Origin of the sequence: Acetoanaerobium sticklandii, assembly GCF_000196455.1 — a bacterium.
In the GTDB taxonomy this organism is placed as follows: domain Bacteria; phylum Bacillota; class Clostridia; order Peptostreptococcales; family Filifactoraceae; genus Acetoanaerobium; species Acetoanaerobium sticklandii.
Window position 1 is genome coordinate 100,796 of record NC_014614.1, and the last position, 12,332, is coordinate 113,127.

The following is a 12,332-nucleotide window of genomic DNA, read 5'->3' on the forward strand; positions in this document are numbered from 1 at the left end:
GGGCTATTATGATTGCTATACCAAAGGATGAAATGACACCAAAAGAAAGGATGGATGCATTTGGCAGGGGAGAAGAAATAGATAGAGTGCCCTGCTGTCCTTTTACTGGAGAGTCTTATGCCACTTATTTTGGTTACTCTCTAGATGACTATAACCACAGCACTGAAATAATTGTAGATACTATAATAAGAACCTTTCATATGTTTCGAGCGGACAATTGCAGTATAGGGCCTGGACTTCAGGGAATCCCCGAAGCTATGGGCGCAAGGCTTCACTTTTCGAAAAATGATATACCTCAAATAGCTGCTCCTGCGATATCAAGCTATGAAGAAATCTCTAAGCTAAAGCCTATTAATCCGTATAAGGATGGAAGGCTAAAGCTATATATTGAAGCTTTAAAAATAGTTCAAGATAAGCTAGGTAATGAGGTAAACATAGGAAATACAGTGGGTGGGCCATTTACTACGACAGCGTTTTTAATAGGCACAGAAAAATTCTTAAGAGATTTAAGAAGAAATCCAGATAAAATCAAAGAAGTGTTAGAAATAGCTACACTAAGTACACTTAATGTCATGGATGCAATTATGGATTTAGGAATTACGCCAGGGATAGCTGATCCTATTGCATCAAGTACTCTTATAAATAAAAGTGTATACAGAGAGTTTGTTTTTCCAACCATCAAGACCTGCCAAGACCATATAAGAAAGAGAATGGGAGGCACTGGCATAATGCATATCTGCGGAAAAACAAAGCCTGTATGGGAAGAAATAGTAAGTACAGGAATAGCTGGATTTAGCCTAGACAATATAGAAGACATAGGCGAGTTCAGGCAGGGCTATGAAGACAAAGTTCTAGTTATAGGAAATGTAGATCCAGTTGGAGTAATTTTAAATGGAACTAAAGAAGATATATATGAAGCTGTAAGAGTGTGCTGCGAAAAAGGAATGGGCAGTAAAAACGGTTACATCCTAGCTTCAGGCTGTGATATTCCAATAGGAACTCCGCCTGAAAAAATTATGCATTTTATAGATGCAGCTAGAGTATATGGAAGAATGAAATAATTTTGTTAATTATGCTCTTTATTTTAGATGGAAGGATAAAGTAATAAATCATGTTAGATTATATTATTAAAAGAAGTGCAAGAGGAATATTGGTAATATTTATCATCATACTTTTCTCGTTTTTTATTATACATATGATGCCTGGAGATCCTGTTATGACAATGTTAGGGGATAAAGCTACTCCAGAACAAATAAATAGTATGAGAAAAGAATTAAATCTAGATAAGCCACTAATAGAACAATTTTTGACTTGGATATTTGGTTTTATAAAGTTAGATATGGGAAATTCCTTAATTTGGCAAGAACCAGTAATTGATATTATTATATCTAGGATAGAACCTACATTAATACTGGCGCTTATGGCTACGATGATTAGCGTAATTATAGGAGTACCTGTAGGGATAAAGGCTTCTAGAGAACATAATATGATTTTTGATAAGTTTTTTTCAGTTGCTTCATTAGTTTCTATATCCTTACCAGCGTTTTGGATCGCAATAATTTTCATTCACATTTTAGGCGTGAAAATCAATTTATTTCCAGTTGCAGGATATAGAAATATTGAATCTGCAGGGCTGCTCATATCTATATATGATTTAATGCTTCCATCTATTGTTTTAGGAGTAATGCATAGTGGACAAATTGCTAGAATGACAAGAACGCAGATGATAGATATTTTGCAACAAGATTATTTGAAAACGGCAAGAGCAAAAGGGCTTTCAGAAAATAAAGTAATACATATACATGCGTTTATAAATGCCTTATCTTCAATAATAATGGTAGTCAGTTTTGGATTTGCGGCTCTTTTAGGTGGAGCAGCTGTCATAGAGCAGATATTTAATATACCGGGAACAGGAAATCTTGTAATTACTGCTGTAAACAATCGTGATTACCCGTTGATTCAAGGTGTCTTATTGTTTATAGGAACTATATTTGTTTTTACAAATATGTTTGTAGATATATTATGTACTTTAATAAATCCAAGGACAAGGTTTGAATAAAATGATACTTGATAAAATTAAATTAGAAAATACTCAGATGAAATTAGGGATAATATTAATTTTATTACCTATACTATTAGCATTAGCAGGGCCATATTTTACACAAAATGATACAACCTCTGTATCACCAGCTAATAGATTAGAAAGCCCTCATTTACAAAATTTTATGGGCACAGATAATTTAGGCAGAGATATTTTTGCAAGAACTTGCTCTGGGATTAAAATATCCTTGTTCATAGGATTTTCAGTCACTTTAGTAAGTTTAATTATAGGAGTTTTTATTGGAACAATATCTGCATATTATCCAATCACAGAGAAGTTTTTGATGAGAGTTGTAGATGCGATTATGGCATTTCCAACTATAATACTGGCTATTGCCTTGGCAGGAATATTGGGAGCTGGGGTGAAGAATATTATTATAGCGTTGTCGATTTCATATTTTCCAATGATAGCTAGAATAGCATATAACTCAGTAAAGCAAGTAAAAGAAACTGAATATGTAGAATCTACAATAGCTATAGGAAAAGGAGATTTATATATTATTACACATTGTATACTTCCAAATATAATATCTCCAATAATAGTCCAAACGACATATATTTTTGCAATGGCGATACTTAATGAATCAATTCTAAGCTTTTTAGGGGTAGGTATTCAAGCGCCCATGCCTAGTCTTGGAGGTATGGTTAATGACGGTAGAAATTATTTTATGACAGCGCCATGGATTATGACATTTCCAGGATTAACTATTTCGCTGATTGTTTTTTCGTTAAATACTTTTGGCGATGGTTTGAGAATTTACTATGATCCAAGAGAACGTAATTAAGACTTAAGAGGGGTATTATGTGTAGATTATTAGAGTTTAATAAGGTAGTAATAAAAGCAAAAGAAAGAAAAACTAATGTGACTATATTAGAGGATATATCTTTTAGTATAGAAAAAGGTCAGACTTTGGGTATAGTTGGAGAATCAGGATGTGGAAAGAGCATTACGGGGAAAAGCATACTGGGTTTATTGAATAAACATATAAATATAACTGATGGAGAAATTATTTTTAGAGATAAAGTTATTTCAAATATATCAGAAAAAGAATTGAGAACGTTTTGTGGAAAAGAGATAGGAATGATTTTTCAAGAGCCAATGACAGCATTAAATCCCTTGTTAACAATAGGAAGACAAATATCAGAACCACTTTTTATTCACTTAAAAATGAATAAAAAGCAAGCATACAATAAAAGTTTAGAACTTTTACGTGATGTAGGGATTAATGAGCCGGAGAAAATTATAAGAAGTTATCCGTATGAATTATCTGGAGGAATGAGACAAAGAGTTTTGATTGCTATAGCAATATCTTGTAATCCTTTATTATTAATAGCAGATGAACCGACTACTGCACTAGATGTAACTGTTCAGGCTCAAGTTTTAAGGATACTTAAAAAATTGATAAAAGATAGGAATATGTCATTACTACTTATATCTCATGATTTAGCTGTAATTTCACAAATGTGTGAAAAGGTTATTGTTATGTATTCTGGAGAAATCGTTGAGGAAGACACAACAGAAAATATTATTAATAATCCTAAGCATCCTTATACAAAAAAACTTTTGAGTTCAGCTAGAGAATTAATAAAAGGGCAAGAAAAACTAACAATTGTTAATGGTTCTGTCCCTAGGCCAGAAGAGATAATTTTAGGATGTAAATTCTCAAAGAGATGTGAAGAAGTACAAGAAAGATGTTTTTTTAATAGACCTTTATTAGTTTCTAAAGTTAATAGTAATGGGAAAGTTAAGTGTTGGGAAAATATTTAAAATAAAATTATTAAAGAATATGGATGTTGAGAAATGAATAATGAATATTTACTAGAAGTAAAAAATATAAGTAAAAAATTTTCATCTGATAAAAATACTAATCCTGCAGTTAAAAATCTCAATTTTAGTTTGAAAAAAGGAGAGGTTTTTTCTATCGTAGGAGAATCCGGATGTGGAAAAACTACGACAGGAAGAATTATATTAAGGCTTATTGAAGCTGATTCTGGAGAAATATGGTTTAAAGGTAAGGAAATCAGAACTATTTCTAAAAAAGAACTTAAAAATCTCAGACCATCTATGCAAATTATTTTCCAAGATCCGTATGGATCTCTTAATCCTAGAATGAATGTCAAAAAATTATTATATGAAGCAATAAGTTCAGATAAAGATTTAAGCAAAGAAGAACTAAAGAAGAAAACAGAAAGTTTAGTAAAAAGTGTAGGCTTAAGTGTAGATGATTTGAAAAAGTATCCGCATGAATTTTCAGGTGGGCAAAGACAGCGTATTGGTATAGCAAGGGCAATAGCAACAGAACCAGATTTAATTGTTTGTGATGAGCCTGTATCAGCCTTAGATTTATTGGTACAAGCACAAATATTGAATTTATTAAAAAAAATGCAAAAGGATAACCAGTATTCATATATATTTATTTCTCATGACTTGTCAGTTGTCAAGCATATGAGCGATAGAGTTGCAATAATGTATCTAGGGCAAATAGTTGAAGTAGGAACTAATCAAGAGATTTTTGATACTCCGATTCATCCTTATACCAAACTTTTATTAGATTCCGTTTTAAATCTAGAAGCAAATTGTAGTTTTGATTTAAATACTGAGTATCAAGATATAAATATGTCAGACTATGATGAAAATAGTTGTTGTTTTTATCACAGGTGTCCTTATAAAGATAGTAATTGTAACAATTATAAGAATGAATATCAAAAAATTACTAACACTCATTATGTAGCTTGCAAAAAATATAATTTATTAAAAATTTAATAAAAGGCTTTCCAAATTTTAACATAAAAAAATATAAAAGGAGAATGATGTTAATGAAGAAAAAATTTTTAAGGGTATTGAATTTTATGCTTGTATTTTCGCTTTTAGCAACACTATTAGTAGGATGTAAATCTGAGACTACTACTCAAGCTACATCTCAAGAAGCTAATGAAGCTTCATCTACAGAAGAAACCTTAGAACCAAAGTTTGGTGGAGAAATAACAGTTGCTTTTCAATCAGCACCAGATAATTTCGATCCAGATCATCCATCATCAGATTGGGTTGTAACTGCAGTTACAAATCATACATATGAAGGCTTATTTGAATTTAGTGGCCAAAATCAAGCGGTTCCACATTTAGCTGAATCATATAAAGTTATAAATGATGGAAAAGGATATGAAATAATTTTGAGAAAAGGTATAAAATTTCACGATGGTGAAGAAATGAAGGCAGATGATGTAAAAGCATCAATGGAAAGATGGTTTAAAGTAAATCCTGCTGGTGCAGCAATAGCAGATACATTTACTGGGATTGATATAGTTGATGACTATAAGTTAGTAGTTAACTTTAATGAAGTCTATGCTCCCTTTATTAATATTTTAGCTTCACCAGTATCTAGACAGAAGATGTTAGTGAAGAAAAAAGAAATAATAGATAAATTTGGAGAATCAATTATCACAGAACATATAGGAACAGGACCTTTTTATTTTCATGAAATAGTAATGGGACAAAAAGTGGTCTTGAAGAAATATGATGATTACGTACCACTTGAGCTTGAAGCTTCTGGATTAGCTGGTAAAAGAGTTGCATACTTAGATAAAGTTACTATTGAATTTGTTCCAGAAGAAAGTGTTAGAGTTTCTGGTTTGAAAAGTGGACAATATGATTTTATAGATGAGTTATCGACAGATAGATATGATGAAGTGGATAGTTTCCCTGAAATATCTCCTACTGCTGCAAACTATGGAACTATAGGAGTGGTAGCATTTAACAGTGGCAAAAGTCCATTTAGTGATATTAACTTGAGAAAAAGTGTAGCATATGCAATTAATCCTCATGATATGGCAGCGGCACAAATAGGAGATAGTAAATTTTGGAGTGTTGATGACGGTTCTTGGTTTGCAGAAGGAAGTATTTGGTATGATGCTAAGGCTGGAGAAGGAATCTATAATAATCATAATGTAGATAAAGCAAAAGAATATGTTGAAAAATCTAATTATGGAGGAGAATTAATTACGATTTTAGGTGAAAAAGCTGACTTGTTTATGAGTAACGGAGCCTTAGTATTACAAAATCAACTAAAAGAAATAGGTTTAAATGTTGAAGTACAATTATATGATAAATCAACATATAGTGATTATAGGCAAAATGGAAAATGGGATATTACACTTTCACGTTGGAGTGATATGAATCCAGACCCACAAGTATTTGAACCTTGGACAGGAACAAATGGATGGATTACAAATTGGGATGATGAAGATTCAAGAAGAATTGATGAAATTTTTTCTAGAATGGAAAAAGAAATGGATTATGACAAAAGGTATAAAATAGTACAAGAATTTTATAATGAATTTTGGGAGACTTTGCCATACATCAAAGTATTTAACGATAAGAGGTTGTATGGAATTAAAGATAATTTAAAGGGTTATGCAGGATTTGGACAACCCTATTTTTGGAATGTTTGGATAAGTGAATAGAGGTAGTATATGAAAAATGTTAATGTAAAAAAAGCTAGCATAGTTTTGAATCTCCAAAAACAAATAATTGGAATTAAGTTAATAGATTTAAAAGAAGAATTTGAATCCATTAATTTAGAAAAACCTTTAAAAAATGGTCCCTTATGTTTCCATTTTAGAGAAGCTATGGAAGGTCATATATATAAGATTTCTGATGAAAATATAACATGCGAATATGCAAAATATGCTTTAGGTATACAAAAACCAGACAGTACTATTTTAGAAGGGCGTAGTTACAAGTACTGTGGCTTATATGAAAGCAATACTATTGCAAGAGAAATAGTAGAAAGCATGAAATACTTGAATCAAAATATTTATGGCCTTATTGTTGGCCCTCTAGAATTAATGGAAGATGCAGATTTAGTTGTTTTTGTTGATTGCGCAGAAACTATAATGAGGACAATGCAAGGTTATGCATATAAATATGGTACACCAAAGAACTTGAATTTTTTTGGGAATCAAGCTTCTTGTGCAGATTTAGTATCCAAGCCTTACTCCAATAATGACATTAATCTTACTTTAATGTGTAGGGGAATGAGGGCAAATGGAAGATTTGATAAAGGTGAACTAGGAGTAGCAATTCCTATAAATTTATTTGATTCACTGCTAGAGGGAATAGTTGCTACAGCTAATCCAGTTTTGAATCCAAAGGAGAAACAACGCATCCTTGATCAATCAGCTGATTATGACTTCGAAATAGAGTTTGATATGAGTTACAATTATGGAAAAGGCTTAAGAGAATATGACCAAAAAGTTAAAGATATGAGAATAAAAGATAGAAATCATGAATAAATCCTAAATTTCAAGAAAAATAAAATGGTTTTAAGCAATTAAGAATAGAGGTGAATAATTGAGATTAAGTATATATGTAATAAGAAGTGATTATAAATATTTTGGGGAGGGCTAAAAAGTGATTGAAAGTATAAATTTACAAAAGTCCTTTGGAAATACTCAGGTATTTAAAGATATTAATCTTAAGATAGAAGAAGGGGATATCTATGGATTAGTGGGTCGAAGTGGGGCGGGAAAATCAACTTTTCTTAGGTGTATTAATGGACTTGAAAAATATGATAGTGGTAGCTTAATGATTGATGGAATTGAAGTAAGAGATTACTACAACAAAGGAATTAGAGAGTTTAGAAAAAATATAGGTATGATTTTTCAACATTTTTCTTTAATGAACAGAAAAACTGTATATGAAAATATTGCTTTGCCAATGGAGTGCTGGAAATATAATAAAAAAGATATAGATAAAAGAGTAAAAGAATTATTAGAATTAGTAGGATTAGAAGAGAAAATGAACGATAAACCTAAAATCTTAAGTGGTGGACAAAAACAAAGAGTTGCTATAGCTAGGGCATTAGCATTAAATCCTAAAATACTTCTTTGTGATGAGGCTACTTCTGCTTTAGACCCTAAGACTACAAGTTCAATTTTAAAATTACTAAGAGATATAAATGAAAAATTGGGAATAACCATTGTGGTAGTAACACATCAAATGTCTGTAATAAGAGAAATTTGTACAAAAGTAGGAATTCTAGAACATGGAGAACTGCTTACTAAAGGTGATGTGGAAGATATTTTTCTTCAGCAACCGCAATCTTTAATTAATCTTCTAGGAGAAGAAGAAAATTCAATTTTGCCTAGTAAAGGAAAAAATATTAGAATGTTTTATAGAAAAGAAGATATTGCAACAAACATTATTTCTAGAATGGCAAGAAAATCAGATGTTGATTTTTCAATAGTTTGGGGAAAGTTAGAAAAATACAGAGATGGTGTCTTAGGCTCAATAGTAATAAATACAGAAGAAGAAAACGTAGGAATTATTACTGATTATCTTACCACTTTAGGAATTAAATGGAGGTTGATAGATAATGGACAATAATTTAACAATATTAAATAGCATTATTTGGCCTGAGTTATTAAAGACATTTTATATGGTATTTTTTTCAACTTTTTTTTCAACTATTTTTGGATTTATGATTGCTATAGTATTGAGTATAACAAGGAAAGATGGATTAAATCCAAATGAGACAATATATAAAGTGTTAAATACACTAATAAATGTTATTAGGTCTTTTCCATTTATTATTTTGATGGTAGCGATAATTCCTTTAACTAGAGCATTAGTAGGGACATCTATTGGTCCAAAAGCCGCTATTGTCCCTCTTACCGTTGTAGTATCACCTTTTATAGCAAGGTTAATTGAATCAAGTTTAAACGAAGTAGATAAAGGTTTAATAGAGGCAGCAAAATCATTTGGAGCTTCTAACCTCCAAATTGTTTTTAAGGTAATGATTAAGGAGTCTATTCCTTTAATCATATCTAGTATTACATTGGCAATAATATCAATAATAGGCTTTTCTTCTATGGCAGGAGCTTTAGGAGCAGGAGGTCTTGGTGCAGTAGCTCTAACCTATGGATATCAGTCATTTAATACAACAATAATGTATGGAACAGTTGTTGTGATTATTTTTATAGTACAAATAGTGCAAGCTACAGGTAATTTTTTGTATAGAAAATTAAAATAAAATTATATTTAAAAAATAGGAGGATTTTTATTATGAAATCAAAAAAAATTATTAGTTTATTTAGTATTATTATGTTGAGTATTGCTATGGTAGGATGTTCTATTAATGCCAATTCAAGTGATGATACGAGTAGTGAAGTTGATACGAAAGTTGAAGAAAAAGAGATTATTAAAATTGGAACAACGGGTTTCTTTAAGGACATAGTTCAAGAAGCTAAGAAAGATTTTGAAAGTACAAGTGGATATGAACTAGAAGTTATAGTATTTGATGATAATGTAACTCCTAATATTGCGCTAGATGAAGGTAGTATAGATGTTAACTTTTATCAACATGTTCCATTCTTGGATGCATTTAATAAGGAAAGAGGTACAAACTTAGTTAAATATGGAGAAAAAGGAATAGCATGCACTTATGGTATTTATTCCAGTAAATTAAAAAGCTTAGAAGAAATTCCGAATGGTGCTAAAATTGGTATTGCAAATGATTCTAGTAATAGAACAAGAGGCTTAAGATTTTTAGAATCAAATGGATTTATTAAAATAAAAGATGGAGTGGATTTGCCAACAAAACTTGATGTTATAGAGAATCCAAAGAATTTAGATTTAATAGAAATTGATGGTCCTAAATTAATAAGTTCTATGGAAGATGTAGATGCAGTAGTGGGATATGGAATTTATATGTTATTGAGTGGTAAAGACCCTAAAAGTGCTATTATTTTTGACAATGAAGAAGATACCAAAAGATATGCAGATGTTATCGTACTTAGAGAAGACAATAAAAATGTAGAGTGGGTAAAACATTTAGAAGCTGCTCTTACTAATGAAAAAATGAGAAAATATATGGATGAGGAATTAGAAGGGGCATATATTCCAGCATATTAATTGTATAGTTATGAATGGTTTAAAATAATTTTAGAATTATTTAAGAAATTCTATTAAAGGTGGTGATATCCTAGTTGAAAATAGATTTTAGTAGTACATAAAACATAGTTTTTAACTAGGAGATTTATGATTCAGGAAGTAATGTCATCAAATGAAAGAATGAAAAAATTGATTGCGAGAGAAAAAATAGATAGAGTCCCGGTAAATCCACTTGTAAGTCTATATGCAGCATATATTACTAATATGAATGCTAAAGAATATTTTTTAGAACCTGAAAAAGCTATGGAAGCTCAACTTTTGGCACGAGAGCTTCATGGATATGATGCTGGGCCATCGTATAATATTCCAGATGGAAATGGTTGGGATTTTGGAGGTTTAATTGAAATACCAGATTCTCCAAGAATAACACTTCCAAAGTTAACAAAAAGAGCGATTAAGTCATCAAATGAAGTAGAGAAATTAAAAGTGCCTAATCCGATGACAGCACCCGCTATGAGCCGATATTTAAGGTTTGGAGAATTAAGTGTTGAAAAAGGATTTTCTTCTGTTACTGTAGGAGCGGGTTCACCTATGGGTATAGCGGAAAGTATTGTAGGAGCTGAGTTGCTATTAAGATGGATTCGCAAAGAACCTAGTTTAGTACATCGCTTATTACGTATAGCTACTGATTATATTTTAGAAGTTGGTCAAATTTATGTTAATAAATTTGGTTCTGAAAATTGTTCTGCTTTCTCTACTTATCCAATGGAGTGTCATGAGCTTATGTCTCCTAAAATGTTTGAAGAATATAGCTTACCTTATGTTAAGGAAATACATGAAAAATTTATAAATATGGGGATTAAAAAATGGACAATTCATTTATGTGGGGATCATACTAAAAATTTGATACATTGGCAAGAAAATATTAAGTTAGTACCTAGAACTATTTTTACTCCAGGACACGAGATGGATATATTAAAAACTGGAAAAGCTCTAGGTGAAGATTATGTAATAGGTGGAAATGTTCATACTACATTGATGCAAATAGGTTCTGCTAGGGATGTATATAAAGCATCTAAAGAAATTATAGAAAAAATGAAGTATCATCCAGGAGGATTTATTTTGACTCCAGATTGTGTGCTGCCATCACATACTCCACCGGCTAATGTACATGCTATGATAAAAGCTTGTAAAGATTTTGGTAGATATAATTAGTAATGAAGTTCCAATCTAAAATATTAATTATATGAAGTAGTTAATAGAATATTATTGATATGAAATAAAAAATTTCAAATAATTTTGATATAATAACTAATTCCTGACTTTTTGAAGTAAAAATGAATTCAAAATAGAGAAACCTTGATTTTATCAAAAGAATCGAGGTTTTTTCTGTATTTTTTATAATAATCATGTACATTTATATTCACTTACGATTTAATAAAGATAAAATGTTCTGGAGGAATAGTTTATGTATGTCACTGTTACTGGAAAAGGTAAATTGAGAGTAATTCAATTTAGCGGTAGTAATTTAGAACATCTTTATTCACAAAATCATAATTTTGTAATTAGCTATACTTTAAAAAAATCTTCTGAAGAATTCAAAAAGCTAGTTTGGGAGGAAAATGAGTGGAGCGTAAAAGTTAATCCAGATACTGGTGAAATTTTTTCTAAAGAAAAAATAGTTTCTAAGGAGCTAGAATTTAAAGTTCCGATATCTGAATCTCAAATTGCTATTGAGTGTGAATCTAAAAAACGTGGCCGTCCTAAAAAATATGATAAGAAAACTGTTTTAGTAAATATCTATTTAACTTGGAGTGCATCTAGAGTAGCTAAATATAGATCTGATAGAATGAGAATGATAGATAGATTAAAGAAAAATATGACTCTTACACAGTTCAAAATCACTACAAAGCTTAATTTATCAACAAATTTAGAATAAGTGTACAAAAGTAAACCATTAAAATCGCTTTTAAATAAGTGATTTTAATGGTTTAGTTGTTTTCATGTTTTAAATTCAGTAGAGAAATGGAATCGTTGGTTAGAATTAATAAAAAGTAGTAGAATTAGTTACTATAGGTTAGTATAATGAAGTGTGATATAATAATTTATTTATATAGAGAGTTTTATAAATAAAAAAAGAACACTTAAATAAAAGGAGAGTTAAGGTATGTCAAATACAAGTATAGAGCAAATGAAAAAAATAATTGAAGAAAAAAAGAAGAAAAGTACACAGCAAGGAAAGGCTGGTAGTACAACTAGTAAAACGAATTCAGGTCCGAGTAAAGGATTTAAAAGTATGAAAAGAGCAGGTTCTCTTAATAAATAAAACTTACTTGGATTT

13 protein-coding genes are annotated in these 12,332 nt (G+C 30.5%); all 13 read left to right on the forward strand.

Annotated features, from left to right (window positions below; genetic code table 11):
* Positions 1-8: 8 nt before the first annotated feature.
* The 13 genes from CLOST_RS00595 to CLOST_RS13990 all read left to right on the forward strand — a co-directional run bounded on the left by CLOST_RS00595 (position 9) and on the right by CLOST_RS13990 (position 12,317).
* Positions 9-1,061, forward strand: a complete 1,053-nt coding sequence (locus CLOST_RS00595; protein ID WP_013360305.1) for a uroporphyrinogen decarboxylase family protein — start codon at positions 9-11, stop codon at positions 1,059-1,061.
* A 50-nt stretch (positions 1,062-1,111) separates the two neighbouring features.
* The gene (locus CLOST_RS00600) at positions 1,112-2,059 is read left to right on the forward strand and encodes an ABC transporter permease (RefSeq protein WP_013360306.1); all 948 of its coding nucleotides are present in this window, start codon (positions 1,112-1,114) and stop codon (positions 2,057-2,059) included.
* A 1-nt stretch (position 2,060) separates the two neighbouring features.
* Entirely contained in the window at positions 2,061-2,885 is an 825-nt protein-coding gene (locus CLOST_RS00605; RefSeq protein ID WP_013360307.1) for an ABC transporter permease, read from the forward strand.
* Positions 2,886-2,902: 17 nt separating this feature from the next.
* The gene (locus CLOST_RS00610) at positions 2,903-3,868 is read left to right on the forward strand and encodes an ABC transporter ATP-binding protein (protein WP_013360308.1); all 966 of its coding nucleotides are present in this window, start codon (positions 2,903-2,905) and stop codon (positions 3,866-3,868) included.
* A gap of 33 nt (positions 3,869-3,901) precedes the next feature.
* Positions 3,902-4,864 carry an ABC transporter ATP-binding protein gene (locus tag CLOST_RS00615; RefSeq protein ID WP_013360309.1) on the forward strand — a complete coding sequence of 321 codons (963 nt, stop codon included), beginning with the start codon at positions 3,902-3,904 and terminating at the stop codon, positions 4,862-4,864.
* A gap of 53 nt (positions 4,865-4,917) precedes the next feature.
* Positions 4,918-6,561 (forward strand): ABC transporter substrate-binding protein, encoded by a 1,644-nt coding sequence (locus tag CLOST_RS00620; protein ID WP_013360310.1) that lies wholly within the window; start codon positions 4,918-4,920, stop codon positions 6,559-6,561.
* A 9-nt stretch (positions 6,562-6,570) separates the two neighbouring features.
* Positions 6,571-7,392, forward strand: coding sequence for a DUF169 domain-containing protein (locus tag CLOST_RS00625; RefSeq protein WP_013360311.1), 822 nt, complete (start codon positions 6,571-6,573; stop codon positions 7,390-7,392).
* 118 nt (positions 7,393-7,510) lie between these two features.
* The gene (locus tag CLOST_RS00630) at positions 7,511-8,485 is read left to right on the forward strand and encodes a methionine ABC transporter ATP-binding protein (RefSeq protein WP_013360312.1); all 975 of its coding nucleotides are present in this window, start codon (positions 7,511-7,513) and stop codon (positions 8,483-8,485) included.
* Positions 8,475-9,131, forward strand: a complete 657-nt coding sequence (locus CLOST_RS00635) for a methionine ABC transporter permease (protein ID WP_013360313.1) — start codon at positions 8,475-8,477, stop codon at positions 9,129-9,131. Before CLOST_RS00630 ends, CLOST_RS00635 begins: the two co-directional genes overlap by 11 nt.
* Positions 9,132-9,163: 32 nt before the next feature.
* Entirely contained in the window at positions 9,164-10,012 is an 849-nt protein-coding gene (locus CLOST_RS00640; RefSeq protein ID WP_013360314.1) for a MetQ/NlpA family ABC transporter substrate-binding protein, read from the forward strand.
* A gap of 126 nt (positions 10,013-10,138) precedes the next feature.
* Complete coding sequence (locus CLOST_RS00645; RefSeq protein ID WP_013360315.1) at positions 10,139-11,206, forward strand: uroporphyrinogen decarboxylase family protein; 1,068 nt, start codon at positions 10,139-10,141, stop codon at positions 11,204-11,206.
* 253 nt (positions 11,207-11,459) lie between these two features.
* The gene (locus tag CLOST_RS00650) at positions 11,460-11,930 is read left to right on the forward strand and encodes a hypothetical protein (RefSeq protein ID WP_013360316.1); all 471 of its coding nucleotides are present in this window, start codon (positions 11,460-11,462) and stop codon (positions 11,928-11,930) included.
* A 228-nt stretch (positions 11,931-12,158) separates the two neighbouring features.
* Positions 12,159-12,317, forward strand: coding sequence for a hypothetical protein (locus CLOST_RS13990; protein ID WP_013360317.1), 159 nt, complete (start codon positions 12,159-12,161; stop codon positions 12,315-12,317).
* Positions 12,318-12,332: the final 15 nt, after the last annotated feature.

Excerpts from the sequence above, each read along its gene's own strand:
- CLOST_RS00595 (WP_013360305.1), top strand. The coding sequence starts at position 9 with ATGATTGCTATACCAAAGGATGAAATGACACCAAAAGAAAGGATGGAT.
- CLOST_RS00600 (WP_013360306.1), top strand. The coding sequence starts at position 1,112 with ATGTTAGATTATATTATTAAAAGAAGTGCAAGAGGAATATTGGTAATA.
- CLOST_RS00605 (WP_013360307.1), top strand. The coding sequence starts at position 2,061 with ATGATACTTGATAAAATTAAATTAGAAAATACTCAGATGAAATTAGGG.
- CLOST_RS00610 (WP_013360308.1), top strand. The coding sequence starts at position 2,903 with ATGTGTAGATTATTAGAGTTTAATAAGGTAGTAATAAAAGCAAAAGAA.
- CLOST_RS00615 (WP_013360309.1), top strand. The coding sequence starts at position 3,902 with ATGAATAATGAATATTTACTAGAAGTAAAAAATATAAGTAAAAAATTT.
- CLOST_RS00620 (WP_013360310.1), top strand. The coding sequence starts at position 4,918 with ATGAAGAAAAAATTTTTAAGGGTATTGAATTTTATGCTTGTATTTTCG.
- CLOST_RS00625 (WP_013360311.1), top strand. The coding sequence starts at position 6,571 with ATGAAAAATGTTAATGTAAAAAAAGCTAGCATAGTTTTGAATCTCCAA.
- CLOST_RS00635 (WP_013360313.1), top strand. The coding sequence starts at position 8,475 with ATGGACAATAATTTAACAATATTAAATAGCATTATTTGGCCTGAGTTA.
- CLOST_RS00640 (WP_013360314.1), top strand. The coding sequence starts at position 9,164 with ATGAAATCAAAAAAAATTATTAGTTTATTTAGTATTATTATGTTGAGT.
- CLOST_RS00645 (WP_013360315.1), top strand. The coding sequence starts at position 10,139 with ATGATTCAGGAAGTAATGTCATCAAATGAAAGAATGAAAAAATTGATT.
- CLOST_RS00650 (WP_013360316.1), top strand. The coding sequence starts at position 11,460 with ATGTATGTCACTGTTACTGGAAAAGGTAAATTGAGAGTAATTCAATTT.
- CLOST_RS13990 (WP_013360317.1), top strand. The coding sequence starts at position 12,159 with ATGTCAAATACAAGTATAGAGCAAATGAAAAAAATAATTGAAGAAAAA.